Below are 25,652 nucleotides of genomic sequence, written 5' to 3' on the forward strand. Positions count from 1 at the left end.
TAGAGCTGATGGTAGCGGCTCAGCGGAGAGGCGCGCAACGTAACCCCACTCATCCGCAAGCGTATGAGTCGGGCACCCAAGCGCAGAATTTTGAATAGGAATTTTCAGGAGAGAGGTGCGATGCGAGGAGTGAGACGGGGAGTAACCCTGGTGACGGTGATGCTTGCGGTGCTGGGGATCTGTTGCGGAGCGGCCGCGCAGGTGTCGACCACGACCATTCAGGACACGGTGTACCGGGCTGATGGCACGCCGGCGAGCGGGACGGTGGTGGTGAGCTGGCCAACGTTTACGACGGCGACGGGGCAGGCGGTTGCCGCAGGGAACACGTCGGCGACCGTTGGGCCCAACGGAGCGTTGTCGATGACGCTGACCCCGAACGCGAACGCCACGCCGACGGGAAGCTACTACACGGCGGTCATGCATCTGGACGACGGAACGACCAGCCAGCAGTACTGGGTGGTTCCGGTGAGTGCGACTCCGGTGACACTGGCGGCGATCGAAAACCAGGTGCTGCCGTCGAGTGTGGCGATGCAGACGGCTTCGCGTGCGTATGTCGATGCGAAGATCGCGGCGGTGACCAGCAGCAGCGGAACGGGAACGACCGGATCGTATGTCCCGACAACCGGAGGCACGATGACCGGGCCGCTGGTTCTGCCGGCGGATCCGGTGACGCCCAACCAGGCGGCTGACAAGCACTACGTGGATCTCAACATCACGTCGGTGACGGCTGGTGTGGGCCAGAAGGTGAGCCTGGTGCCGACGGTGACGCAGACGGTCACGCAACCGGCGGGCACGCAGCTGGGAGTGAATGCGTTCAATGGGGAGCTGTTTGCGAGCGGGTTTCAGACGGGCGCGGGCGGCAACGGGATTGCGAGCGCATTGTCCTCGACGGGCTGCGGCACCGGATGCACGGTTGTGGCTGAGTCCAACTACAGCGCAAGCGAGCCTGTGGTGACGCAGCAGATACCGAACGGCGGCCACGTGGTGGATCTCCGTAACGGAGCGCAGACGGAGACGTTTGTGAATCCGCAGAGCAGAGGCAGTTTCGGGGAATCCTTGAGCCAGTTTGCGAGCGCGCCTCTGAATTCAGGCGGGGGTGGATTCACGCTCAACCTCGCGAATACGGCCATGGTGGGAGGAACGAATCAGCTCCCCGGCGGCATTGAGAGCGCGCCGTATGGCAAGTCGACGTACGGCATTTCGGTGCAGACCGGAAACTACTACACGGAAGGCCAGCACATCAACGACGAGCACGTGATCAACTGCTTTGCCGTGGGCGACTGCCTGCAGGGCAGCTATGTGCTGACGCACTCCGGTGGTTATCGCGACTGGGCCGATGAGGGAGCGCATCCGTCCGATCTGGATGTGACCGAAGACGTGCGTGTCTTTCAAGGCACGTGTGCGACCGGGTGCACGACGGGATCCACTTCGATCATGGTGAATGCGACCGCAAACGGCGGCACGCAGGGTGAGGGCCGTTACCTGATCGACAAGAATCCGTCGAAGACGATCAGTACGGGGCAGATTGTCTCGAACGGCGGCGACACGATGGCGGCGATTGCGGTCTTCTCCGGAACCAACTTTCCGCCGAGCGTGTTGATGGAGACAGCGGGTCCTGCGTTCTCGCAGGCGACGAACATCGCACCAGGCACGGTAACGATTCCGATCATGACGAGCGGAGTTCCGTCCGGGTACGCGGTCAACACGAGCCAGCTTCCATCCACGGGGGTGGCCTGCGTGATGGATACGAACACGGGCGGCCGCTTTCCGAACTTCGAGATGGCGAGCTTTACGGTTGTGGATGCGACGCACCTTACGATGACGTTCAACAAGGCTCATGCTTCCGGCGCGCTGCTGGGAGTTGGAGGCATGTGCGGCTACGGGATTGAGCAGACGGCAGACACGGTGGGTGCGTTGCGCCAGATCTTTCCGATTGTCGGCACCGTGACTCCGACCGAGCTGTACTACGCGTCGTCGGGCGCTCCGCTTCTGGGTGACTTCGGATATCCGAGCACAAGCGCGTTTGCAAACATCAGTGGGCAGGTGTCATCGATTTCGCGTAATGGAAATGTGGTGACGGCGACGTTGACCCAAAACCTGCCAGCGGATGTGACGGGCCTGACGATGACGATCAGCGGTGTGGCGGATGCGAGCTACAACGGCAGCTTCGTGGTGACCTCTACGGCTTCTAACCAGGTGACGTATCCGGACACCGGAGCGAACGGCACGAGCAGCGGAGGAACGATCTCGTATTTGAATGGAGGGTACGTTCTGTATCCGATGGCGGAGGTGCTGAGCGTCTACGACCAGAACACGAAGCAGGTGGACGGACAGCTTACGCTGGGCGCAAACACAGTGCAGTGGGCGGCGGGAGATGCGGTGGAAGAGCCGCACTTCTACATGATGCTGACCTCGGCGGATACGGAGTTCATCGCGCAGTACACGCCGCGGCCGATTCAAAATAACACGGCCGGTAAGCAGTATCAGGGCAACGTGGGTCCGGGAATGAGCGGATGGGTGATCCAGAATTCTGTGCCCTCGAATAGCTACATAGGCGGCGGAGGAACGCACCCGGTGCCGGATGATGCTTACCAGGCGAGGGGCGTGTGGGGAACCGACTTCGAAGTGGACGCGGGAACGGGGTCGATCATTCGCGCACACTGCAATCTGCACACGTGCAACCGGTGGGATTCGGGCTACTCGTTGTTCGATCTGGATTCCGCGGCCGGACAGGACTTCTTCTATTACGCGCCGCAGTCGAGCACGATCTCGATGGCGCTGGGAGGCGCGCCGTCGATCTTGTTTTCGCCGAACGCCATCACCTCCGGAACGGTGAACGCGACGACGGTCAACGCGACGAATGTCGCCGGCACTGCGATCAATGTGACGGGGAGCGGCACTGGATCCACTTATGACCTGAACGTCGTTGACCCTGGAGCGAACCAGGTCTACGTTGGGACGTCCAGCAGCACAAGCTATGCTGTCGTTCGTCTGGGTGTTCCGAACCAGATCTGGCAGTTTGCGGCGGGCGGCACTTCAACGGTCTATCCAGGCTCGTGGTATGTCTACGATCAAACGGCTGGAAAGACTGCGTTCACCGTGGCGCCGAGCACTGAAGCGGCCAACTTCACGGGACCTGTAACGGCTCCCCAATATCTTGGTCCTGCGACAGCACCTACAGGTTCGTGCACTACGAGGGGGGCCTGGGTGTTCTCGCAAGACGGACACGCGACGTTCTGCTCTGCAGGGACGTGGGTCACGAAGATCTAGCAGCAACGAAGCCGACGTGAACGGGCGGCTAAGCCCGTGGTGTCGATATGAGGAGATGTGGCGAAGAGACGGTTGGGCGATGTTGAAGGACTGAGGGAGGTGGGCCGCCGGATACGAAATCGGCGGCCCAAATATTTGACCGAGGCGCCGGAGAAGTGGCTGCGTATCCGCACACGCGAGGGGCAACTGAAGCGGCTGGTGCCGAATCCTGCGCAACGGATGTTCGAGGAGCGATGCGGGCGGCAGAACATTGTGCTGAAGGCGCGGCAGATGGGCATCACGACGTGGGTGTCGGCGCGGTTCTTTCTGCGCACGATCACGACGCCAGGCACACTGACGCTGCAGGTGGCGCATACGCGCGAGGCGGCGGAGTCGATCTTTGCGACGGTACGAAGGATGTGGGAAGGTCTGCCGAGGGATTTGCGCGAGGGACCGTTGCGGTTGGCGCGCGCGAATGCGGGGCAGATGGTGTTTGGGGAGATCGACAGCGAGTTTCGGATCTCGAGTGCGGCAGAGTTGAACGCGGGCCGCGGGCTGAGCGTGCAGAACCTGCATTGCAGCGAGGTAAGTCGATGGCCGGGTGATGCGAAGATGACGCTCGCGGGGTTGCGCGCGGCGCTGGCTCCGCAGGGAGAGCTGGTGTTGGAGAGCACGCCGAATGGAGCGTATGGTGCGTTTTATGACGAGTGGTGTGCCGGCACGGACGAGGCGAATGCTGAGGCTGGGCTGGTGCGGCACTTCTTCCCGTGGTGGATGGAGCCGGCGTATGTGGGTGCAGCGGTCGCGCTGGAGTCGATGAGTGCGGAGGAGTCCTTGTTGGTGGGGAGACATGGACTCAGCGCAGAGCAGATTGGCTTTCGGCGCGGACTGGAGCGGACGTATGGATTGCTGCGGGCGCAGGAGTTTGCCGAAGATTCGGAGACATGCTTCCGGACGAGCGGAGCATGTTGTTTTGATATCGATACATTGGACCAGCGTGCACGTGAGGCACCCGATCCTGTAGAGCGGCGGCGTAACAGCGCGCTGCAGATTTGGCTGAAGCCGCAGCCGGGGCGCGAGTATGTGGTTGCGGTTGATTCGGCAGGCGGCGGCGAGGATGGCGACTTTGCCGCCGTGCAGGTGGTGGAGATCGCGACGGGGTTGCAGTGCGCGGAGCTGCGCGAGCGGCTGCGTCCGGAGGACCTGGCGCGGGTTTCGGTGGAACTGGCAAAGGAGTATGGCGGGGCGCGGATTGCGGTCGAGCGCAACAATCATGGCGCGGCGGTGCTGGCGTATATCGAGACGCGCGAGTCGTATTCGCGGGTGTATCGCCAGAACGGCGAGGCGGGATGGTTGACTTCGGCTGCATCGAAGCCGGAGATGGTGGCGCGGCTTGGCGTGCTGTTGCGCGAGACGCCGGAGAGGTTCATGAGCCGTCGGTTGCTCGCCGAGTGCAGGACGTTTGTCGCGGATGAGCGTGGGCGCGCGGCGGCTGCGGCGGGGTCGCACGATGATCTGGTGATGGCGATGGCCATAGCGCAGGCAGTTCGTGCTGAGTTGCTGGAGCGACGAGGCGTGGTTCGCGCGGCGTAACCGCTGCGCTACTCTGAAAAGGAGGAGTTCGGGCCTTGGCGGTTGTGGCGGTGCAGGCGATTCGCAGGATGCGCGGAGGGGCGCAGAGCCAGTTGATGCTGGGTGCGGACGCGAACCTGTGGGTGGTAAAGTTTCAGAACAACCCGCAGCATCGCAGGGTGCTGGCGAATGAACTGATTGCAACGCGGTTGGCGGAGGCGATCGGGCTGACGGTGCCGAAGGGCGATGTGGTCGAGGTGAGCGAGTGGCTGGTGCGCAACAGCCCGGGGATGGTGGTGGATCTCGGGCGCGGTGTGCAGGAGTTGTGCGCGGCGGGATTGCAATTTGGGAGCCAGTTCGTCGGCGGCCTGATGCCCGGGCAGGTGGTGGATTATCTGCCCGAGCCGCAGATGGAAGAGGTACGGAATCTCGCGGAGTTCGCTGGGATTCTTGCGCTGGATAAGTGGACGGGCAACTGCAACGGACGGCAGGCGGTCTTCGAGCGGAGGCCGCGCGAGCGAAAATATCGCGCGGTCTTCATCGACCAGGGATTCTGCTTCAATGCGGGCGAGTGGAGCTTTCCGGACTCGCCGCTGCGGGGAGTTTTTCCACGCAACCAGGTGTACGCGCGCGTGACGGGATGGTCGAGCTTCGAGCCGTGGCTGTCGCGCATAGAAAAGTTTGAGGCAGGCAAGCTGTGGGCGATTGCGGAGGAGGTTCCGCCGGAGTGGTACGGCGGCGATCTCAGCGTGATCGAGCGTCTGATGGAGCAGATGCTCGCGCGGCGAAGTAGAGTGCGCGAGTTGGTGGAGAGCTTTCGTAATTCGGATCGTGAGCCTTTCCCGAATTGGGGCGGCGCCACGACGGTTGTGGTGCCAAGGCGCTTTGCAGTTGCGGGAGCGGCTGGCAATCTGGTGATGTAGGGGAAGGCAAGTAGTTAGTGGTTAGTAGTTAGTCGTTAGTGAGGGACAAGGTTGGCGGAGCGGGTTCAGTGCGAGTTCTCTCTCATCCGGTATGTGCCGGATGTGGTGAAGGGAGAGTTCGCCAACATCGGAGTAGTGCTGCGCGAGGCGGGCGGTGAAGCGACTGCGACGGTGCAGTTTACCCGCGACTGGACCCGCGTTCGCTGCCTGGACCCGAACGCCGATGTGGAGCTGCTGGAGTCGCTGGAGATAGAGATTGCGGAGCGGCTGCGCGCGGGTATAGACGCCAAGGTAAACGCGAAGCCGATGCTCGCGCTGTTGGAGGACACGCTTTCCAACAGCGTGCAGGTGACGGAGATGCGCGGGACGCTGGCCGAGAGCATGGCCGCGGAGATGGAGCAGTTGATGCGCATGTACGTGGAGCCGCTGAAGGCTCCGGCGGCAAAGCGCAAGGCGAGCGGGCGCACGGCGATTGCGGGAAAGATGCGCGACGAGTTTGAGCGCGCCGGTGTATGGGGGCTGATGCGCAAGCGGATCTCGGCTGCGCAGTACACGCGGCCGGGCGATCCGCTGAAGCTTGACTGCGGATATCGGAATGGGCGCGTGCGTATGTTCCAGGCGGTGTCGCTGGAGAACGATGCGGAGTCGGCGAAGGGGCTTGCGTACTCCGCGGAGGCGCTGCGTGCGGGCGTGAGCCGCGTGGAAGGCATTGAGCTGGAGCTGACGGCGGTGGTCGAGCCGGTCGCGTCGGTCAGTGATGCGGAGATGTATGGCTTTGGTGTTGGAGCGATGGAGAGCGCGGCGATTCGCGTGTTGACGACGGCGGATCTTGGAAGAGTGGCGGAGACCGCGCGGAGAGAACTCAGGGTTTAGGAGGCCGATTGGCGAAGCCACGGTACGAGTTGTGGGGAGAATCAGTGCGGGAGCTAGGCGTTCTGGTTCTGGTCTTTGTCCCGTTGGATGTATTGGTAGAATATCTTCGGGTGGGCCAGCGTCCTGACCTTCACCACTGGTGGATCATTACCGGCTTTGCATTCGCCGGTCTTCTTCTGATGACGTTAGGTGTCGAAATTGAGAGGAGGTAGATCATGTGGTTGCCGCTGACGACATTTGGAATAATTTGCGCCGGGATGGTCATCTTCGGTTTTTACGACAAAGCGAAGTATCGTGCGGCGCATCCGGAGGAGTTTTCGGAGAAGAAGCGCTGAGCTGACTTTGATTTCTGACCTTTGAGAAGACGCCCCGTGTGGGGCGTTTTGCTTTGAATGGCGTGGCCAATGGCTGCGCCGGTTGCTTTTTAAGCGAGAGGAGAGCGGATGGGTGTTGGAGCGGCGGTCAGGGAGATGTGGGATCGCGTGGCGGGAGTGAATGCAGAGCAGGATCAGGAGGGCGCGCGCAAGACAGTGAGCGCGCCGCTGGTGGGGTCGATCTTTTCGCCGATCCGTGGCGGTACGCCGGTGAATACGCTGCCGAAGCCGACCGCGGTAAATCTTCGCAGGTTTGCAGAGATGCCGGCAGCCCGGCGCGCGATCAACTGCATCAAGGACAAGATCGCGTGCATGGAGTGGCGGCTGGAGACGAAGCCGGATGCGGGCGAGGAGGGTGCAGAGACCCGTGCAGATCGAGCGCGTGCGCTGCGGCGGGCGTTCGAGACGCCGAACGAGACAGACAGCTTCCGCACCTTTATCGAGCAGGTGATCGAAGACGTGCTGGTGGGTGGATTCGGCGCGGCGGAGGTTGAGGTCACGAATGATCCTGCATCGCCGGTGCGGTTGTATCCGGTGGATGGCGCGACGATCAAGATCAACTCGCAATGGAATGGCGATCCTGCGCAGCCGCGCTATGAGCAGGTGACAGGGCGGCTCGGCAAGGACGTGGCTCTGCCGTTGTTAGACGCGGAGCTGATGTACGTGCGGCTGAATCCGCGCACGCACACGCCGTTTGGGTTGGGGAAGATCGAGGTTGCGTTCGAGACGATCTCGCAGTTTCTGCAGGCACATCGTTATGCGGGGCGGCTGGCGGCGAACAGCGTGGTGCAGTATGCGCTGTGGATGCAGGACCGCACGCCGGAGCAGCATGAGCGGCTGATCCAGTGGTGGCAGGACGAGGTTGAAGGAACGGGCCGCGTTCCGGTGATGAGCTCGGAGACGGTGCCGCAGGTGCTGCGCTTTGGCGGTGGAACGGATGCGGACCTGAGGCTGCAGTGGCAGCAGTTTCTGCTGACGATGATTGCGAATGCGTTCGATCTTCCAGCGATGCTGCTGGGTGTGTCGGGCGATGTGAACCGCTCGACAGCGTCGGAGTTTGCGGAGGAGGCGTTCAACAACGCGGTGGTCCCGCTGGCGAAGCTGATTGCGGATCATCTGACGCGCGATGTCATCTTGAAACGCCTGGGGTGGGACGATCTGCGCTTTGTGTGGAATGAGCTCGACAGCCGCGATGAGTCGACGGAGGTTCAGATTCAGCTTGAGCTGTTGAAGGCTGGGGTGTTGACCGTTGAGGAGGTGAGGACGATGCGCGGGCTGCCGGCTCTAACCGCGCCTGCGCAAGAGCAGTAGCAAGAGTTGAGAGAGAGCAACAACAGCCAGGAGGTGTGATTGAGAGAGATGGAGACGCGGATGTGCAGGCCGCGCGGTTTGGCTGTGAAGGCGATGGCGGTGGAGTTTCCCGAGGTGAATGGGCATCCGAACCGTCTGCCGTTTGAAGGCTGCCTGACGCTGGTGGATGTGCCGAGCGATCGCGCACCGAGCGGAGCGCGGGGACATCGCGTAGTGCTGACGCGTGCGGCGGCTGAGGCGGCGCTGCCGAGTCTGCTGGGCATGGCGGTCGACTACAAGGCCGGGTGGGACGGTCATGATGCGCGGCAGAAGTGCGGCATCATCACGTCGGCGCATGTGGAGGGGCAGCGGCTGATGGTGAGCGGGTTTCTGTTCGCGCGCGACTTTCCGGAGCTGGAGCGCAAGATGTGCAGCGTGAAGGCCAATGCACCGGATGAAATGGGCATGAGCTATGAGCTCGCTGACGCGCATGTGGCGGATATGCGTGCGCAGGTGTGGACGCTGACGCGCGCGGTCTTTACCGGCGCGGCGATTCTGCTGCGCGAGAAGGCGGCGTATCGGAATACGTCGTTCAAGCTGCGCACGCGTTGCAATGGGCGATAGCCGAATGATGGGAGGAGAACGAATGGAAGAGATGACTGCGAATGAGTTGCAGGCTGCTGCTGATCGACTGATGGAGGCTGCGTCGGCGCTGGAGCGTACAGTTTCGCGCATGACGGAGCAGCAGGTCGCGCTCGCGGCCGAGGCGGAGTCGCAGGTGACTCGCATCGTGGCAACGGTGGAGTCGCAGCGCGAGACTGAGCTGGAGCGCAAGCTTGCCGAGGCCGAGGCCCGGCTTGCCGCGTCGGAAGAAAAGATCGCCGAGCTGATGGCGTCGGCTGCGCAGCCGGTGGGCCGCAAGACGCTGCCTACGACAATGGCGACCATGCTCGCGAAGCAGGGCGTGGTGATGGACTCGGTCGAGGCAGGCGCGATTGACGGCGCGCTGGCGAGCCTCAGCATCGAGCAGCGCATCGCGGTGAAGGCTGAACTGATGCGGGCCGGGGTGCTGAACCCGGGGGCTCGCGGCTAAGCCAGCGAAGCAGTTGTGTGAAGAAAGGGTGCAGCGAGGCTGCGCCCTTTTGTTTTGCGAAGAGATTTTTCTGAACAACCAACTGAGGAGAATGAATGAACGCGAAGTTTACGGAGATCAGCGCAGCGGCAGACTACATCGGACCTGGTGCAATTGAGGTCCCTCTTTACCAGACCGAGATTCTCGACCTGGTGCGCCGCCGCGGCCCGTTCGGTCAGCGCATCAAGCAGGTGCCTGCCACCGGCCATCCGTCGCGCTACTTTGAAGAGACTGCGATTCCTTCGCCCGCTGCCACTGCGGGCTTCATGGATCCGCGCAACCTTGTTCCGCCAGTCGTGACGCCGACGCGCGTGGAGCGCTCGGTTCCGCTGAAGGCGCTGGTTTCGCAGATCAACTACAACCTGTTCGATCTCGAGCTCGGCAAGCAGCAGGGCCAGTTTGCGTATCTGCAGGCGAAGGACCTCGCCGACACCGTCGACGGTGTTCTGCGCACGCATGACATCGCGCTGTGGAACGGCACGGATACGAGCCTCAGCACACCGACGACGCCGCAGTATTTTGGCGTAGGCGCGCAGATTGCTGCCGGCGGCAACACTGTGACGATCAGCACCTCGGAATCGATCGTCGATGGCTTCAAATCAACGATCGCGCAGATGCTCTCGAACACCAGCTACGGCGTTCGCCCGACAGCGATCTATGCGAACCCGGTGCTGCTTGACCTTATCGACCGCGAAATGAAGAGCGAGTTCAACGTTGTGCTGAACACGAAGGCAATCGAAGGCGGCCTGACTGTGAAGACGCTCTCCACGCAGGCCGGCGATATTCCGCTGATTCCGGAGTGGACGCTGCCATACACCGGCACGCCTGGCTCGGGCAGCGCGGTTCTGCCGGCTTACATCGTGACGGAAGACCTGATCGAGTACCACTGGCTCGGCGACCCGAACCCGCGCGTGTTCCAGCTCGGCATGCCCGGTTCGCTCGCAAGCCAGTATGTCGCGGTGAAGTTCGGCGCCCCTGTTGTGAAGGGTCCGAACTACGCGCACTACCAGGTGCTCGTCGACCGCTAAACCGCTCCTGAAGTAATCGGCTGAACGGTGTGGGTGCTGCGCAGGAAAACCAGTCTGCGCAGCGCCCGCACAAACTCCTCCTGCGCGAGCAGAAGAGATCTTTACGGAGGTGAGGATGGGCTATCTACTGCCCTCGGATTATGTGGCGTACGGCTTGACCGCGGACACGCAGGACTCTTGGGTGACGGCGGCGTCTTCGATGATCGAGGCGTATTGCAAGCGGCCGACACTGATGTCGGCGAGCTACACGGAGTACCTGCGCGTGTCGCGCCACACGCAGCGCGCGCGGCTCAGTTACGGACCGCTGATCAGCGTCGATGCAGTGCAGGCGAAGTATGCGCGGCCTTCACGGTTGTTTATCGAAGAGCAGCCTTTCGCGTTGGAGTTCGCTGAGGTGTTTGGATTGCCTGGATCGTGGACGACGATCGATCCAACGACACTTGAGATAAGCATTCCGCTGGGAGAGTTCCGCTTCCCATGGAACGTGATGGGACTGCGCTACGCGGAAGTTGAGGTGACGTACACCGCCGGGCTGACGACCGTGCCGGATGCTGTGAAGGTTGCATGTGCGCAGATTGTGAAGAACGCGCAGGCGACACCGGGGCTGAATGTGAAGTCGAGCAAGATGGACACTCTGCAGACGCAGTACTTCAGCGATGCGCTGCTGGACACGCAGGTGAAGGCGATGCTGCGGCCGTATGTGGCAGAGAGGATGGCGTAGTGACCGATCTTCTGTGCAGCGATGCTGCGGTGCGCGTGGCCGATACGCTGCTTCGTGCGAATGGCGGGCGCGCGGTGTGGCTCCGTCTGCCTGCGCCTGCGGTAGCGAATAACGATGGCGAGCAGCTTGGGCTGGCAACGCCGCAGTTCCAGGATGTGGAGCTCGCGCCTGTTGCGTTCCGAAAGCTGGAGAAGACGACGGTTCTGCTGGTCTCCGGCAGCGCGGTGCAGTCGATTGTCGGGAGCCTGCAGTTCAACTCGGCGGAGGTGCTGTTCGAGACAGCGGTTGGCGTGGTCGTCGATTGCGTGCTGTACACGATCCTGTCGAACACAGCTTCGACCTCGGATGGCAAGACGTACATGTACAGCCTGGAGCTGCGAGCGCCGGATCGCTAGGAAGGTGGAGAGAGATTGCAGAACGCGAAGGACACGTTTTACGAGGTGCTGCGCTCACGCATTGCGGCGGCGAATCCGGAGCGCACGATCGTGCTGCGCGGTGTGATCCGTCCGGGTGTGCTGGTGGAGGAGAACGAACTTGTTACGACGGTGACGATGCCGGACTGCTTCCGCTTGCGCTGGCTGGATGCCACCGTAGACGCAGCGAATGCGCTGCCGGTTGCGACGCTGACTTGCGAGGTGATGTATGAAACCGCGGGGACGGCAGGTAATGCAGGGCTGGATCGCGGGCGCTTGTTGACTGAGATGGACGCGGAGCTGACTGCGGCGGTAAACGCATGTCCGCAGCATTCGCTGAAACAGAACTATGCTGCGTTGGCGAACGGCGGTAGTGCGACGCCACTGACGACGAACATCTGGTGGAGCAACGTCGCGCTTGGGCCGTTGATTGTGAAAGGCGATCGCATCGGGCGGACCGCAAAGATCACAGTGATGAGCTGCGAGGAAGCAGGTGAGCTGTGAACGTGACAACTGAGACGATGTCGCCGGCAGTGCGCAGGGTGCGCGCGTACTTCGCGCCGGTGAATCGCGTGGCGAAGCAAGCGACGATCTTTGATCCCGCGCAGCAGGGGACGTTTGCGCTGGGTACGCCTCCCGCGCCCTGGATTGACCTGGGGTGGATTACTGGATTCACGCGGAAGTCCGGGACGAAGATTGAGCCGGTGCGCGCAGGTGCGCCCGCGACTCCGCAGATGCAGAGCCGCAGCTTGATCGACGCAACTGTCGCGTTGCAGTTTGCGAGTTGGGGAAAGCTGCAGATGGCGCTGGCTGCGGGAACGCAGCAGATGAATCTGCTGAACGTACAGAGCGGCGCCGCGGCCGCAGGATCGGGCGGAGTGGCTGTGCCTGCGGTCGCGCTGCAAAGCGGATCGACAGCGAACGTGTTGCAGCTTGGATCTGCGGCTGCGAACTTTGCAGTGGGCGAGACCGTTGTGGTCGACGTGGACTACACGCAACAGCTCGGCTTCATCGGCAGCGGCGTGAGCGGTGCATACGTGAAGGCGGCGCTGACGGATGTGGATTACGTCCGACGCGTGTCGCTGAACGTTGGGCGGATTGCGTCGATTTCAAGCGGCGCGCTGACGTTGGAGCAACCGCTGCTCGCGGGTGTTCCCACGACTGCAATGAAGGTGAGCGGCGTCGCCGGATTTTGTGATCGCGAGGGCTCAACGTTCTTCCAGGAATGGTCGGCGCTGTTTGTTGCAGAAGGACAGCAGGGCGAGCGCGTGCTGTGGCATTATCCGCGTCTGCAGTCGATGGTGAGTGCGGCGGAGAGTTCAGTAGCGAGCGGTGGCGGGCTCGAGGATGTGCGACAGAGCGCGGCGTTTCGCGCGCTTCCGGTGCAGGACGCGGTCGACGGCGAGAACGTCGTGTGCTTCCGCAGTTTTGTTGCGTGCTGAGGATGAGAGGAGAGTGGATTGCGGATCACGATTGACAATCTGGATGGGCAGGGTGCGCGCGATTACACGCAGTCGGTTGCGCCGGAAGCTCCGATCACGATTCAGCGCGTGCTGAATACGCCGACGCGTTGCACGGCGGAGCTGGTGGTGGGCGTGGAGGGTCTTCCCGTGCCGGCGCGGCTGGGGCGTGTCGTCGTCGAGTCTGAAGCAGGCGCAATTCTGTTTACCGGATATCTGGCGACAGAGCCTGTGCAGGTGTATGCCGGCGACGCGAGCGCGGGCGCGGTGTATCGAGCGCGAGTGAGCGCGGTGAGTGACGAGTGGCTGCTCGATCGCGCAGGCTCCGGTGCGGCGCAACTGATGGGTTCATCGCTCGCGCTCAACGGCAACCAGTTGCTGGCGCGAATGGCGGCACGTGTGCAGGCCGGCGCGAGCAGCGCGCTGACGGTGTCGTCTTCCGGCGGTGCGCAGGTGAGCGGAGTGTTCACGGCGCGTGCGGATGTTCCGTGGAGCGTGAATGCCGGTGAGGCTGCGTCAGCAGCATACGCGGGATATCGCGCGCTTAATGGGCAGATCATGCTGCAGCCTGCTGGAACGGCGACACACAACTTCAGTGATGCAGATGGCTCGCTGAACGTGGCCGAGTTGCAGGTGGGAGCAGTGCGCGAACTGGCGAATGATGTCACTCTCTCCGGCGCCGAGGAGCCGGCGGCTTACATCAGCGAGAGTTTCGCGGGTGATGGGACGACGGCAGAGTTCGTGCTGAGCGAATCCGCATTCCGCGAGACGAAGCGTACGTGGATCAACGACAGCTTTACCGGCCCGGCTGTCGACACGACCGTCTGGCAGAAGACTGACCCAGGCGCGCATCTTTCCCTGGGCGCTGGCGGCCTCGTGTTGAACGGCGGCACGGGCCAGGACGGACAGACGATGCTGTCCGCGCTGGACGCACTGGAGATTGGTGGAAGCGTCGTCATTCAGCTTGCTGGTGTGGTCTTCGGCGCAGCGTCCGACGGCACGCTCGCGGGATTGTATCCGGGCGCTGTGCAACTGGCAGAGTGCTTCGCGGGGTTTCGCGTGCGGCAGAGTGCAAGTGGTACCGGGGGTGTAACCGTCGTTGTTCCGGTGCTGAATGGAACTGAGGTCGGCACTGTGTTCACGCCAACTGCTGGCCACGCATACACGCTGCGCCTGCGGCTGCATTGTGTGGAGATGCAGCGCGTGATGCAGCGCTACTACTGCATGGTAGACGGTGTCGTGCAGGGCTTCGGAAACCCGGCAGGCGTGCAGGCTCCGTGCGATGTGGTGTTCGAGCTCGTCGATGAAGGCGCGAGTTCCAACACGCCGGCGACGGTGCTGTACGACAGCGCGGCGGCAAGCGGAGCTGTAGCGGATTCGCCGATGACGTGCGAGTTCGTCGCAGTGAACTCGACGCAGCTCTACGGCTCGGTTCGGTCTGTGACTGTGACGTGTCCGGGCAGTGCGTGGGTCGTGAGCACGCTGCCCAGCGGAACGCTGCAGACTCGTTTGATTGGAAGCGCGGGCGAAGGTGTGGACTGCACGTTCAGCTATGGGACGAGCGCGGGCACGCCAGGCAAGGTGAAGTTTCTGAGCGGGCGCGTTCCGGTTGTCGGCGAGATTGTGACTGTGCACTATCGCAATCAGCAGCGGTCGATTGCACGCATGGCGAACGAAACAAGTGTCGCGTCCGAGGCACAGGCTGGTGCGGCAGCAGGGATTGCCGGCACAAGCCGATGGCTCGGCAAAGTGCTGCAGCCGGTTGCGCGTTCAAGCGCAGATTGTGAATCTGCAACGCAGGCATTGCTGGCGTTTGCGACGAGCAGAACTGCGGCGGTTGCGGGATCGTACACGGCGGTGAATCCGTCAGCGGATATATGGCCGGGTGATGTGCTTGCGGTAACGAGTGATGGCGTGACGTCGTCGCTTCTGGTGCGCAGCGTTGACGTGAAGGACGGCAACGCCGCTCCGGAGATCCTGACATACGCGATCAAGTTCGCGAACGACTGGGCGACCGAGTGGGCCGCGGGTCTTGGGATGAAGCTGAGTGAGGCGATTGCGCCGGATGCGTTTCTGCCCGCGGTGGCGGAGACGGCTCCAGCGCAGGCGCTCGCAAACCTGCAGCAGTTGGCGGTGACGACTGTGAACGCAAGCGAGTTGCAGATCGATGCGGGGTGCGATCCGCCGGCGGGCGGCGGATTCGAGGTGCGGCGGCGCGACTGGAACTTCGGCGCGAACGTGGACACGGCGGACCTGGTGCTTCGCAGTCCAGTGCGCAGCTTTTCGATTCCGCGCGCCGCCCAGGTGGAGCAGTACTTCGTGCGGATGTACGACGCGAGCTCGCCGCCGCTGTACTCGCGGTTTTCGAGCGCCGTGTTTGTAAACGTGCCGATTAGTTGATGAAGAGATGGGGTGGGTGATGACGGAGTTCGAGCGGCAGGTGCTGAGCGAGCTGAGTGTGCTGCAGGCACAGATGAAAGAGCTGCTCGGGATTGGGCAACCAGGGAGGTTGCACAAGCTGGAGCAGCGGGTGGATTCGCATGAGCAGAGCGTGCAGCGGCTGAAGGGGCTGGGTGCGGCCTTCGGCTCGCTGCTGACGCTCGCGCACATTGCGATTGCGTGGCTGGGCGGAAGACATTAACGGGAGGGATCGAGATGGAATTCGTAAAGCTGTTCTTGCGGGTTCTCGGTGTGCTGCCGAGAGCGATCTTGAACATGGAGACGATGTTTGCCGGAAAGTCCGGCGAACAGAAGAAACATGCTGTGCTCGGCGTTGTGACCATGGGTCTCAATGTTCTCGATGCGGTTGAGCAGAAGCAGATTGTCGACGCGGATGGATTCTCGGCGGGGTTGGGGTCGATCGTCGATGGTGTGGTCGCGTGTCTGAACGCGAGCGTGTGGCACAAGGGTTAGTTCAACAAGCAAGAGGAGAGAAGAATGAGCGTTGCAACTGTATTGTCGACCGTGGGGAATGACATCAAGACCTTCTACACGAAGCTGTCGGCAGACTTTCAGAAGGCGAAGCAGGCGTGGCTGATTATTTCCAGCCCGCAGACGCGCGCGATTCTGCTGACCGTCGGTTCGGATGCGATCAAGACCGTGAAGGATGCGACCGCGGCCGCGCAGGGCGGCGGGCTGTCGCTGGCGCTGGATTCGGCGGTGGTCGCCGACATCAAGCAGCTCATCGCGGATGCGGAGACCGGTGATGGTGTGATCCAGTCTGACCTGAAGGCGCTTGGGCTGATTGCCTAGCAAAGCAAAGCGGCAGACTCGTGGAGTCTGCCGCTGTGTTTGTGAAAGACGTTCTGCTGGTTTCTCTTTATCCGATGTCCTCGCTCCAGTTCTCGAGGTAGGCCTTGAAGTCGCTCATGAACTTGCCGGCATCGGCGCCATCGATGATGCGGTGGTCGAAGCCGAGCGTGAAGCGCTGGATGGAACGAACAGCGATGCTGTCGTTGCCGTCCTTGTCGGTGAGGACCATCGGCTCCTTGTTGAGGCCGCCGATGCCGAGGATCGCCGACTGTGGCTGCGCGATGATGGGCGTGCCAAACTGTTCGCCGAAGATACCGGAGTTGGTCAGCGTGAACGTGCCGCCAGCAACGTCATCGGGAGCGAGCTTCTTCGAGCGTGCGCGGTCGGCGAGGTCGACGATAGCGCGCGCGATGCCCAGGAAGCTCTTGTCCTCCGCCTGCTTGATGACGGGAACGATGAGTCCCCACTCAAGCGCGACGGCGATGCCGATGTTGATGTTCTTGTTGTAGAGGATTGCCTCGCCCTGCGTGGCCGCGTTGACAATGGGGTGCTTGCGGAGCGCGTGCACGGCGGCGCGCGTGATGAACGGCATGTACGTGAGCTTCACGCCGTTGCGCTGCTCGTACTTGTTCTTCTCTTTTTCGCGCAGCTTCACAATGCGTGTCATGTCCACCTTGAAGACGGTGTGGACGTGCGCGCTGGTGTGCTTGGACTCGATCATGCGCTTGGCTATGATGGCGCGCATCTTCGACATTGGGACGAGCTCGCCGGGCATAGGCGCGTAAGTCGGGGCTGTCGGAGCTGCGGGTTTCGCGGGAGCGGGTGCCGCAGCGGCTGGCTGGGCTGCGGCTGCGCCGCCACCACTGATGTGCGAGGTGATGTCCTGCTTGGTGATGCGGCCGGAGGCTCCGGTACCGGGAACCTGCGAGAGGTCGACGTTGTTCTCGGTGGCGATCTTGCGGACCAGCGGCGAGGAGCGCGGGCGCTCGCCGGCTGAGGCTGCTGCGGCGGCCGGAGCAGCGGGTGCTGGTGCGGCTGCGGGCGCCTTCGCGGGAGCGGCTGCTGGTGCTGAAGGCTTCGCGGCAGGAGCGGCGGCGCCTCCGCCGATGACGGCGACGACGGTGTTGATGCTCACCGTAGAGCCTTCGGCGGCCCTGATCTCGGTGAGGGTGCCGGCGACCGGCGAAGGAATCTCGGCGTCGACCTTGTCGGTGGAGATCTCGAAGATGGGTTCGTCGCGCTGGACGGTGTCGCCGACCTTCTTGAGCCACTTGGTGATGGTGCCCTCGGTGATGGACTCGCCCATCTGCGGCATCAGGACTTCGGTGCCAGGGCCGGCAGAGGCAGCGCCGTTGCCGGAGGCCGGAGCGAGCGCTTCTTTTTCCGCCTCTTCGTCGCGAACAGCGGTGTCGACGGCGCCGGGGGTGACGGTGTCTTCCTTCGTCGGAACCGCGCCGGAGCTTGCGGGGGCAGCGGCGCCCGCCGACGACTTGACCCCGTCCTCATTAATTGTGGCGACGACGGTGTTGATGCCGACGGTCGCGCCCTCCTGCACCTTGATCTCGCCGAGCGTGCCGGCGACGGGCGAGGGGATCTCGGCGTCGACCTTGTCGGTGGAGATTTCGAAGAGCGGCTCGTCGCGCTGGACGGTGTCGCCGGGCTTCTTCAGCCACTTGGTGAGGGTGCCTTCGGTGATGGATTCGCCCATCTGGGGCATGACTACGTCGGTCGGCATCGGGCCTTCTCCGGGGGTTCAATCAGTGCGCAAGGCGCAATTGTGGATTATACGAGCGCGAGGTGGGGCTTCGCTCGGGCCGTTCGGTTAGCGAACTGACGCGGCAGCTCCGGTCGCAAGCAGCTCGTCGAGAGAGTTGGATGCGAGCACCTGACGATGGAAGACGTGGCCGAACTTGGCGGCGATAGAGTTCGAAGCCTGCGCGAGCGTGGGCGGAGGGTCTTGTGGCGATTCCAACTCGAGCGAAGTGACGCCGCGATCGGCAATGCCGCAAGGCACGATCCAGTTGAAGTCGCGCAGGTCGGTCGTGACGTTGAGCGCGAAGCCGTGCGACGTGATGGCGTTCGAAACGTGAATGCCGATGGCAGCGATCTTCTTCTCCTGTATCGAGCCGCCCGCGTAGGTCCACACGCCGGTACGCTTGCAGATGCGCTGCGCGGGAACGCCGAAGTCTTTGCAGGAGAGGATGAGCGCCTCTTCCATGAGGCGGACAAAGTCGACGGGGCCGAGGAACGGGCCGCGCTTGTTGGGCAGGTCGCCGCGCAGGTCGAAGATGGGATAGCCGACGAGCTGGCCGGGGCCGTGGTAGGTAACCTCGCCGCCACGGTTGGTCTCGACGATCTCGACGCCTTTGCGCGCAAGGAGTTCGTCGCTCGCGACGATGTTGGCGCGCGTGGCGTTGCGGCCGAGCGTGAGGACTGGCGGGTGCTCCATGAGGAGCAGCGTGTCGCCGATGACGCCGGATTTGCGTGCGGCGACGACCTCGGCTTGAATACGGAGTCCCTCCGAATAGGGGATGCGGCCGAGTTGGAGAAGATGAAGGTGCATGCGAGAGAAGAGCCGGGCTTCGCGCCCGGCTCATTCGGTTGATTCTACTTAGACGTTGATCGCCATGTTCTCCACGGCGGCGAAGCCGTCGAGCAACGACTCGTAGAGCGTGGGGTGGGCGTGGATGGTGAACATCATCTCTTCGACCGTGGCTTCAAGCTCCATCGCGGTGACTGCTTCGGCGATGAGCTCGGTCGCCTGCGGGCCGATGATGTGCACGCCGAGGATCTCGCCGTACTTCGCGTCGGAGACAACCTTCACGAAGCCGTCGTGCGCGTCGACGATCGTGGCCTTGGAGTTGCCGACGAACGGGAACTTGCCGACCTTGACCTGGTAGCCCTTCTCCTTGGCCTGTGCCTCGGTGAGGCCGACGCTGGCGATCTGCGGGTCGCAGTAGGTGCAACCGGGCGTGCGGTCTTTGCGGACCGGCCGCGCGTACTTGCCCGCGAGCTTCGACGCAACGACGATGCCGGCCATCGCGCCGACGTGCGCAAGCTGCGGCAGCCCGCCGACGATGTCGCCGATGGCGTAGAGGCCGGGGACCGAGGTTTCCATCCACTCGTTCACCGTGACGAAGCCGCGGTCGAGCTGGAGATTTACCTTGTCGAGGCCGGCATCATAGGTGCGCGGTGCGCGGCCGACGGCGACGAGAACTTTTTCTACTTCCTTGGTCTGCGCCTTACTGCTCGGATCCGTCCACGAAACCTTCGCGCCGTTTTTCGTTTTCTCGATCTTCTCAACCTTGCAGCCGGTCGAGATCTCGATGCCGCGCTTCTTGTACTGGCGCGTGAGCTCCTTGGAGACGTCTTCGTCCTCGACGGGAACCACGCGCGGCAGTGCTTCGAGCACGGTCACATCTGCGCCGAAGCTCTTGAAGACGGAGGCAAACTCGACGCCGACAGCGCCTGAGCCGATGACGACGAGCGACTTGGGCATCTTCGGCAGCGTGAGGATCTGCATGTTGGTGAGGATCGTGTCGTCGGCCTGGTAGCCCGGCAGCATGCGCGCGTCGGAGCCCATCGCGAGCACGACCTTCTTGGCCTTCACTTCGGCTTTGGTCTGCTGCGTGAAGCCTTCGGCCTGCAGGTCGCGCGGCTTGCCCTTGTCCTCGTCAGTGACCTGGACGGTGAAGACGCCGCCATTTGCCGCGCCGGTGAGTCGGCCGTGTCCGCGCACGACCGTGATCTTGTTCTTCCGCATCAGGAAGTCGAGACCCTTGGTGTGTGTCGAGACCACCTTGTCCTTCCGCTTCAGCAGGTTGTCCCAGTTCAGCGTGGGCTTGTCGACATTCTCGATGCCGAGTTCATTGGCGGCCTTCAGGTGGTCCCACACTTCGGCGGAGAAGAGCAGCGACTTGGTGGGAATGCAGCCCCAGTGCAGGCAGGTGCCGCCGAGCTTGTCGGTCTTTTCAATCAGCGCGACCTTGAGGCCGAGTTGTGCGGCGCGGATGGCGCAGGTGTATCCAGCGGGTCCGCCGCCGAGGACCGCGAGGTCATAGGTTGTCTCAGTTGCCAAGGGAATGCGCTCCATTCGTCAGGGGGCTTTGCACGCGCGGGTGCGGGGAACGCTATTAAGTTTACCCCTGCGGCGCTCCCGCGCCTTTGAGTAAAGACGCGTACCAAACGGTATTCGATGCGCCAGCCCGGCGTAAAGATTCAAGCCGCTGGCTTTGCCTGAACTTGCGCGCGGAGGAGGCGCGCGATCACGATGAACGACTATGAATATTCGAGCGCGGGGCTGGCGCTGACGCGCAGCTTCGAGGGGCTGCGACTCACGGCCTACCAGGATTCGGCCGGCGTGTGGACGATCGGCTTCGGACACACGGGGTCCGAGGTGCGCGCGGGACAACATATTAATGAGGCCGAGGCCGAAGCGCTGCTGCGGGCCGACCTGGACGCATCGGTCAAATGCGTGCGGCAGGCCGTAAAGGTGCCGCTCACGCAGCACCAGTTCGATGCGCTGGCGGACTTCTGCTTCAACGCCGGGCGCGGCAGCTTCCTCGGGTCCACGCTGCTGCACGACGTGAACCGCTGCAACTTCGCCAGCGCCGCAGCACAATTTGGCCTGTGGGTGCATGCGGGTGGGCGCGTGATTCCCGGCCTGGTGCGACGGCGCGCGGCGGAGGCTGCACTGTTTTCGGGGCAAGGGAATTGCACTCCTTCCACAGAGGTGGCAGTGGCAGAACCCGGATCGGCACTGGCCCCGAACGGTGGAGTGACGATAGCCTGAAAGAGCTCTGGTGGCTCTCCGCCTCCTTCGAAAACCTGGCCCATGTTGAACCCCGCCTCCCGATGTGAGGAGAACGCAGAGGTGCAGTCTTCTCTGCTTCGTCCGCTCGCGATCTTCTTTGTGATCGCACTTGTTCTCGCCGCGACAGTATGTCCGGCGGCCGAAGCGGCCTCGCGCGAGCGGCTGGTGCGACATTCGCGCTCGAGTGCGCCGCCTCATGTGTTGATGCATTCGTATGCGGTGTCCCGGCATGGAACGAAGTCGCGCGCGGCGAGTTCACATCGCTCCAGCCGGCATGAGGCTGTCGAAGTCTCGGCCCGGCGAGCTCCGCGTGCACCGAAGATCCGCAACGCTGTGGCTGACCGGATGACGGGTCGGCGGTTGCGGCGTTCGGTCGCGCTGCGCAATGCTCACCCGTTACGAGAGAGCGTTGTTGTGCGGCACCCGGAACCGCTAGCGCGGCCGGTGCCAACAGCGAACAGTTTGGTAGAGGCAGCATCTGGCAGTCCGGCAGGTCCGTTGAATCCGGCGGAAGCACCGCATGTTTCCGCGCCTGACATCCCTACCGGAAGCGCTGCAAACGATATGGCACAGGCTGCGATTCAGCCGCGCGTGACTCCGATGTACACCCGCACGGGACGGCTGATTGTTCCGCCGCCGCTGCGTGGATCGCGCGAGATCCTTGTGCACCAGAACCAGATGGCGGATGCCGCCGGGCTGGAGCGCATCGAGAATGATGAAGAGCTTGACCGGCTGCGCTACTCGCATCAGCTGATTGAGGTCGCGGGATCTCCGGCCTTGCACGTGAATCCGGAGCTTCCGGAGAACCGCCGCTTTGCGCGGCCATGGACGGCGAAGTTTGCGAGCGACATTGCGCGCGCCTATTATGCGCGATTTGGCCAGCCGCTGGAATTGAACTCGGCGGTGCGCACGATCTCTTATCAGCTTCGGCTGCAGCACGTGAACGGCAATGCGGCCGCGATCGAAGGAGAAACTGCATCACCGCATTTGACCGGCCAGGCGATTGACTTCGGAAAGAAGGGCATGACAGTAGCGCAGATCGCGTGGATGCGGTTGTATCTCGCGCCGCTGATGAACGCGGGTATGATCGACGTGGAAGAGGAATTCCAGCAGGCGTGCTTCCACATCAGCGTCTATCGCAAATACACGGGCGGATCGACCGCGGACCTGGCGCAGGCGCAGTCGCACACCGGGGTCAATAACTAATCGGCATCGAGCCATTGAAGGCAAATAGAAAGGCGCGGCTCCCATGGAGACCGCGCCGGAATTTTTCGCGCTTACTTGTTCGGATTGTCCGGAACCTTCGCGCCTTTTTTGCGAGCTTCCGAAAGTCCGATTGCAATGGCCTGTTTCGGATTCGTGACCTTCTTGCCGCTGCGGCCGCTCTTCAGCTTGCCCTGATGCATCTCGTGCATCTCGCGCTTCACCTGTTTGCCAGCGCCTTTCGAGTACTTGCGGCCAGAGCTCTTCTTCGAGGAACTCTTCTTCGAAGAGGATTTCTTCGCAGAAGACTTTTTCGCGGAGCTCTTTTTGGGGCCCGACTGCTTAGTACTTCGACTGCTCTTCTTCTTGCTGGAGGACTTCTTGGCTGAGGCTTTGCGGCCCGAGGATTTCTTCTTGCTGCTGGATTTCTTGGTTGCCATTTGGGTTACTACCTCCCGTGAAGTTGGAGCACTGCTGCACCAACTTCGTTGCATCGCCGGATCTTCGTTCGTTGAGCCTGACCCTGCGTCGCGATTGGAGTGTACTTCGGAATTAACGTTTGCGGCGAAGAAGAACCAGCGCAATCAACACGCCCGCACCAGCGAAGCTAATGCTTGCGAGAGTCCCGAGAATCCAGTCGAACGTGCGGCTGCGCGTGTGGTGAAGCTTGCCCGCCCGCCACGCAGCGTAGCTGAGCTGCAGATCGTCGGCGAGCCCGGGAATCGTGATCGCGCTGAACGCGCCGTCGGCGCCGGGCTCAGCGGGAAGTGAGCCGAAGATGCGCTCGGCGTCTGGCGGCGCGCCGTTGCGGTCTTTAGGGATGGCAGCGAGGAGTGCGTTCACTTCCGAATCGCGCGGATCGTCGAAGAGCGTCTCGTCAGCCGTGTTCGGGAACAGCGTCGTCCTCCCGGTTATGCGATGCTCGATGGCGGCGACGCCGTCCTGACAGACACCAAGCGTGTAATACCCGCCGAAGGGAAGATCGGGATGGCGCTCATGCTGATGCATGTATGCAATGGTCAGCAGGCCCGCGAGGCGCGTAACTTCGACGGCCTGCGAGCCGGTGTAGGTGTGGGCCGCGCGCTTGAGCACCCATGCCTGGTCGAGTGTGTCCATGGTGCGCCACTCGCTCTTGCCGTCAATGCCGTAGTAATAGCTGATGTCGGCGTTGATCTTCGGTCCGCGAATCTGCCATTCGTACTCGGCATGTGCAACAGGAACAAGCAGTGGTCGCGCGCCGATGCCGAACGGACCGCCGGTAATCGGAACAGCGAAGCCGGTATTGACCCAGAAGGGCATCATCACGTCGGCGCCCTTGTAGTGGAGGTGCCCGAAGTTGGCGAAGTATCGCGCATCGATCACAGTGACAGTGTGACCTGTGGCTGCGAGCGCAGCGATGAGGTCCTGCGGAGTTGCCGCGGCCTGTCCGGTGATCGTAACGGTCATGGGTTTCGCGCCGGCGAGTCCGCTCGCCGCCAGTCGGTTCAGCACGTCGGCGAGGCGCTGGCTTGCGGCGTGCTCGGGTGCAAGGTTGTTGGGGCCGTCGCCGCGTGTCACATCTGGCGCAAGCTGCGTGACGATCCCTTCAGTTGTGAACGGCGAAAAGGTGGATGGCTCATCGAGCGAGACCGTCTGCTCACGATCAAGAGCATAGGGACCGAGGTCGAGGAACTTCTGAGTGTCAGCAGGCGACTGATTCTTTGCAACGAGTTTGTCGATCCCGCCCACGGTCGGCGTGATCGCGCGCATGGACCATCCAGGGAAGCGATCGAGGCCCTGCCAGTTCTTCCCCAGAATCAACTTGCGAAAATCATCGATGAGAGCAGGCGTGAGCAGCGCAGCTCCGTGCTTGCCGCCGTGCGACTGTCCCTGGAGCTCTTTCAGCAGCGCTTCGGTGAAGCCGGGCCTCGCAGAGAGCTCGCGCATCGTCTGCGATAGAAGGATGGTGTTCGGGGGCATCGGCGATTCGGGCGGTGTGTAGCGCCGCATGCACCCGGCCATGAGCAGTGTCGCCACAAGAAGAATGGCCCTTCGTCTTCGTCCGGTGAACCTCCGCATGCGTTGAGACTACACTGCGCTCTCCCGAGATCGGCTGGTAGACTGGCTCGCGATATGACTCACCGGGTCCTCGGCGCGCTCTGTTTTGTTGCAATCTTTGGCTGCGTTGATATCGCTGCGGCGGGCGCGCAGAACAACGAGGCGCTCGGCGCTGTCACGGGCCACGTCCAGTGTTCGGACACACAGCAGCCCGCGCGGCTGGCGCACGTTGTGCTTCAACCGGTCGTGGACCTAAACTCGCCGGTGCTCAGGAAGGACGACCGTGGGTATCACCCCGAAGGAACTTTTCAGCTGCAGACCGTGAGCCTCGACGGTTCGTTTACCATTCCCGCGGTACCGCCGGGTCGTTACTATGTGATCGCGGAGCAGGATGGCTATATTACCCCGCTCGCACTGTTTACGCGTGCGCAACTCAACGATCCGGACGAGGCGCTGAAGCAGAAGATAGCGCGCTACATGACAACGATCTCGGTCACGGCCGGGCACACCACTCAGGCCGATGTCACGGTTATTCGCGGTGCTGTCATCGCCGGAATGGTGCGCTTTGAGGATGGATCACCAGGCATCAATGTCGGGGTGCAGCTATTGCAGCGCAGTGACAAGGGTGAATGGCAGACTGTGCGTACTGGAAGACTCGCCAGTCACGGCATGGGTGGCACGAGCTATACGAATGACCAGGGAGCGTATCGCTTCAGCGGACTTGCAGCTGGTGAGTACATGGTGCGTGCCAATGTCGAGCTGAACAAGGTTACTGTCAGTTACATCTTTGCCTCCGGCGGCAGTACAGGCTACGGTGATGGCTATCATCTCCGTGTCTATCCCGGCGACGCGTTTCGTCCTGGCGACGCCAAGCCGGTGAAGGTCGAGGAGGGCGAAGACGCGACAAGTGTCGACGTTGATATACCGCTGTCGAAGCTATACACGCTCAGCGGAACCGTGATTCAACCGAACTCCGAGTTGCCTGTGAACTCGGCCCGCCTGACGCTTGTATTTGCCGATACGGGCGAGGAACTCACGTTCACGGACGTGGAGTCTGACGACGGGAGCTTTCGCTTTGACTTTGTACCGGGGGGTAACTACATCTTGCGCGCAACCAATATTGCGAACGTTGAGCGCACTGACGTGCCCAATTGCAAGGGTTGCATTCCGCCAACACACCTGGAGCTGAAGGGTCTCGCCACATTTGGCGATGCGTCTCTTCCGATTCAACTGACCAGTGACCAGAGCGCTGTGGTGGTACAGGCGACACAATCAAAGAAAACGGCAACCGCGCCTGCTCAGTAAGGAGGCG

General features: G+C 62.5%; 24 protein-coding genes. 19 read left to right on the forward strand and 5 right to left on the reverse strand.

The genetic code is table 11. The features are described from left to right. Positions 1–120 precede the first annotated feature (120 nt). The 16 genes from VGU25_12035 to VGU25_12110 all read left to right on the forward strand — a co-directional run bounded on the left by VGU25_12035 (position 121) and on the right by VGU25_12110 (position 16,287). Complete coding sequence (locus VGU25_12035) at positions 121–3,270, forward strand: hypothetical protein (GenBank protein HEV2577929.1); 3,150 nt, start codon at positions 121–123, stop codon at positions 3,268–3,270. A 57-nt stretch (positions 3,271–3,327) separates the two neighbouring features. Beyond that, a complete protein-coding gene (locus VGU25_12040; GenBank protein ID HEV2577930.1) occupies positions 3,328–4,842 on the forward strand; it encodes a terminase in 1,515 nt (504 codons plus the stop codon). A gap of 44 nt (positions 4,843–4,886) precedes the next feature. Continuing rightward, on the forward strand, positions 4,887–5,744 hold the full coding sequence (locus VGU25_12045) for a HipA family kinase (protein HEV2577931.1): 858 nt from the start codon (positions 4,887–4,889) through the stop codon (positions 5,742–5,744). Between the two features lie 51 nt (positions 5,745–5,795). Next, on the forward strand, positions 5,796–6,617 hold the full coding sequence (locus tag VGU25_12050) for a DUF3037 domain-containing protein (protein ID HEV2577932.1): 822 nt from the start codon (positions 5,796–5,798) through the stop codon (positions 6,615–6,617). A 443-nt stretch (positions 6,618–7,060) separates the two neighbouring features. Then, positions 7,061–8,302 carry a phage portal protein gene (locus tag VGU25_12055; protein ID HEV2577933.1) on the forward strand — a complete coding sequence of 414 codons (1,242 nt, stop codon included), beginning with the start codon at positions 7,061–7,063 and terminating at the stop codon, positions 8,300–8,302. 48 nt (positions 8,303–8,350) lie between these two features. Further along, on the forward strand, positions 8,351–8,905 hold the full coding sequence (locus VGU25_12060; GenBank protein ID HEV2577934.1) for a hypothetical protein: 555 nt from the start codon (positions 8,351–8,353) through the stop codon (positions 8,903–8,905). A gap of 22 nt (positions 8,906–8,927) precedes the next feature. After that, positions 8,928–9,374 (forward strand): hypothetical protein, encoded by a 447-nt coding sequence (locus tag VGU25_12065; protein HEV2577935.1) that lies wholly within the window; start codon positions 8,928–8,930, stop codon positions 9,372–9,374. Between the two features lie 95 nt (positions 9,375–9,469). Then, a complete protein-coding gene (locus VGU25_12070) occupies positions 9,470–10,441 on the forward strand; it encodes a hypothetical protein (GenBank protein HEV2577936.1) in 972 nt (323 codons plus the stop codon). A gap of 115 nt (positions 10,442–10,556) precedes the next feature. Beyond that, positions 10,557–11,162, forward strand: a complete 606-nt coding sequence (locus VGU25_12075) for a hypothetical protein (protein ID HEV2577937.1) — start codon at positions 10,557–10,559, stop codon at positions 11,160–11,162. Beyond that, on the forward strand, positions 11,162–11,557 hold the full coding sequence (locus VGU25_12080; GenBank protein HEV2577938.1) for a hypothetical protein: 396 nt from the start codon (positions 11,162–11,164) through the stop codon (positions 11,555–11,557). The genes VGU25_12075 and VGU25_12080 overlap by 1 nt, the downstream gene beginning before the upstream one ends. 15 nt (positions 11,558–11,572) lie before the next feature. Next, positions 11,573–12,079: a hypothetical protein gene (locus VGU25_12085; protein HEV2577939.1), complete on the forward strand. Its 507-nt coding sequence runs from the start codon at positions 11,573–11,575 to the stop codon at positions 12,077–12,079. Next, the gene (locus tag VGU25_12090; protein HEV2577940.1) at positions 12,076–13,017 is read left to right on the forward strand and encodes a hypothetical protein; all 942 of its coding nucleotides are present in this window, start codon (positions 12,076–12,078) and stop codon (positions 13,015–13,017) included. The genes VGU25_12085 and VGU25_12090 overlap by 4 nt, the downstream gene beginning before the upstream one ends. A gap of 18 nt (positions 13,018–13,035) precedes the next feature. Further along, the gene (locus VGU25_12095; protein HEV2577941.1) at positions 13,036–15,435 is read left to right on the forward strand and encodes a hypothetical protein; all 2,400 of its coding nucleotides are present in this window, start codon (positions 13,036–13,038) and stop codon (positions 15,433–15,435) included. A 19-nt stretch (positions 15,436–15,454) separates the two neighbouring features. After that, positions 15,455–15,676, forward strand: a complete 222-nt coding sequence (locus tag VGU25_12100) for a hypothetical protein (protein HEV2577942.1) — start codon at positions 15,455–15,457, stop codon at positions 15,674–15,676. A gap of 14 nt (positions 15,677–15,690) precedes the next feature. After that, positions 15,691–15,948 carry a hypothetical protein gene (locus VGU25_12105; GenBank protein ID HEV2577943.1) on the forward strand — a complete coding sequence of 86 codons (258 nt, stop codon included), beginning with the start codon at positions 15,691–15,693 and terminating at the stop codon, positions 15,946–15,948. A gap of 24 nt (positions 15,949–15,972) precedes the next feature. Beyond that, entirely contained in the window at positions 15,973–16,287 is a 315-nt protein-coding gene (locus tag VGU25_12110) for a hypothetical protein (protein HEV2577944.1), read from the forward strand. 67 nt (positions 16,288–16,354) lie between these two features. Here the strand turns inward: VGU25_12110 and sucB are convergent, their stop codons facing one another. The 3 genes from sucB to lpdA form a co-directional block, all read right to left on the reverse strand. After that, positions 16,355–18,022, reverse strand: a complete 1,668-nt coding sequence (gene sucB, locus VGU25_12115; GenBank protein HEV2577945.1) for a 2-oxoglutarate dehydrogenase, E2 component, dihydrolipoamide succinyltransferase — start codon at positions 18,020–18,022, stop codon at positions 16,355–16,357. Positions 18,023–18,109: 87 nt separating this feature from the next. Beyond that, complete coding sequence (gene lipB / locus VGU25_12120; GenBank protein HEV2577946.1) at positions 18,110–18,850, reverse strand: lipoyl(octanoyl) transferase LipB; 741 nt, start codon at positions 18,848–18,850, stop codon at positions 18,110–18,112. A 48-nt stretch (positions 18,851–18,898) separates the two neighbouring features. Continuing rightward, positions 18,899–20,365 carry a dihydrolipoyl dehydrogenase gene (gene lpdA / locus VGU25_12125; GenBank protein HEV2577947.1) on the reverse strand — a complete coding sequence of 489 codons (1,467 nt, stop codon included), beginning with the start codon at positions 20,363–20,365 and terminating at the stop codon, positions 18,899–18,901. 192 nt (positions 20,366–20,557) lie between these two features. Here lpdA and VGU25_12130 point away from each other — a divergent pair, with 192 nt between their 5' ends. Together VGU25_12130 and VGU25_12135 are read left to right on the forward strand one after the other, a co-directional pair. Beyond that, positions 20,558–21,079: a lysozyme gene (locus tag VGU25_12130; protein HEV2577948.1), complete on the forward strand. Its 522-nt coding sequence runs from the start codon at positions 20,558–20,560 to the stop codon at positions 21,077–21,079. Between the two features lie 81 nt (positions 21,080–21,160). Further along, positions 21,161–22,306: a DUF5715 family protein gene (locus VGU25_12135; protein HEV2577949.1), complete on the forward strand. Its 1,146-nt coding sequence runs from the start codon at positions 21,161–21,163 to the stop codon at positions 22,304–22,306. A 71-nt stretch (positions 22,307–22,377) separates the two neighbouring features. On the opposite strand, the gene VGU25_12140 is transcribed toward VGU25_12135, so the two are convergent. Then, positions 22,378–22,743: a DUF6496 domain-containing protein gene (locus VGU25_12140; GenBank protein ID HEV2577950.1), complete on the reverse strand. Its 366-nt coding sequence runs from the start codon at positions 22,741–22,743 to the stop codon at positions 22,378–22,380. Between the two features lie 112 nt (positions 22,744–22,855). Next, positions 22,856–24,319 (reverse strand): hypothetical protein, encoded by a 1,464-nt coding sequence (locus tag VGU25_12145; GenBank protein HEV2577951.1) that lies wholly within the window; start codon positions 24,317–24,319, stop codon positions 22,856–22,858. Positions 24,320–24,415: 96 nt separating this feature from the next. Here VGU25_12145 and VGU25_12150 point away from each other — a divergent pair, with 96 nt between their 5' ends. Beyond that, positions 24,416–25,645, forward strand: a complete 1,230-nt coding sequence (locus tag VGU25_12150) for a carboxypeptidase-like regulatory domain-containing protein (GenBank protein HEV2577952.1) — start codon at positions 24,416–24,418, stop codon at positions 25,643–25,645. Positions 25,646–25,652 lie beyond the last annotated feature (7 nt).

The organism is Acidobacteriaceae bacterium, assembly GCA_035944135.1.
GTDB lineage: Bacteria > Acidobacteriota > Terriglobia > Terriglobales > Acidobacteriaceae > Granulicella.

What these genes read in the sequence shown, in the direction of transcription:
- VGU25_12055 (HEV2577933.1), top strand. Translation starts at nt 7,061, where the DNA reads ATGGGTGTTGGAGCGGCGGTCAGGGAGATGTGGGATCGCGTGGCGGGA.
- VGU25_12065 (HEV2577935.1), top strand. Translation starts at nt 8,928, where the DNA reads ATGGAAGAGATGACTGCGAATGAGTTGCAGGCTGCTGCTGATCGACTG.
- sucB (HEV2577945.1), bottom strand. Translation starts at nt 18,022, where the DNA reads ATGCCGACCGACGTAGTCATGCCCCAGATGGGCGAATCCATCACCGAA.
- VGU25_12110 (HEV2577944.1), top strand. Translation starts at nt 15,973, where the DNA reads ATGAGCGTTGCAACTGTATTGTCGACCGTGGGGAATGACATCAAGACC.
- VGU25_12105 (HEV2577943.1), top strand. Translation starts at nt 15,691, where the DNA reads ATGGAATTCGTAAAGCTGTTCTTGCGGGTTCTCGGTGTGCTGCCGAGA.
- lipB (HEV2577946.1), bottom strand. Translation starts at nt 18,850, where the DNA reads ATGCACCTTCATCTTCTCCAACTCGGCCGCATCCCCTATTCGGAGGGA.
- VGU25_12060 (HEV2577934.1), top strand. Translation starts at nt 8,351, where the DNA reads ATGGAGACGCGGATGTGCAGGCCGCGCGGTTTGGCTGTGAAGGCGATG.
- VGU25_12150 (HEV2577952.1), top strand. Translation starts at nt 24,416, where the DNA reads ATGACTCACCGGGTCCTCGGCGCGCTCTGTTTTGTTGCAATCTTTGGC.
- VGU25_12140 (HEV2577950.1), bottom strand. Translation starts at nt 22,743, where the DNA reads ATGGCAACCAAGAAATCCAGCAGCAAGAAGAAATCCTCGGGCCGCAAA.
- VGU25_12100 (HEV2577942.1), top strand. Translation starts at nt 15,455, where the DNA reads ATGACGGAGTTCGAGCGGCAGGTGCTGAGCGAGCTGAGTGTGCTGCAG.
- VGU25_12070 (HEV2577936.1), top strand. Translation starts at nt 9,470, where the DNA reads ATGAACGCGAAGTTTACGGAGATCAGCGCAGCGGCAGACTACATCGGA.
- VGU25_12035 (HEV2577929.1), top strand. Translation starts at nt 121, where the DNA reads ATGCGAGGAGTGAGACGGGGAGTAACCCTGGTGACGGTGATGCTTGCG.
- VGU25_12075 (HEV2577937.1), top strand. Translation starts at nt 10,557, where the DNA reads ATGGGCTATCTACTGCCCTCGGATTATGTGGCGTACGGCTTGACCGCG.
- VGU25_12130 (HEV2577948.1), top strand. Translation starts at nt 20,558, where the DNA reads ATGAACGACTATGAATATTCGAGCGCGGGGCTGGCGCTGACGCGCAGC.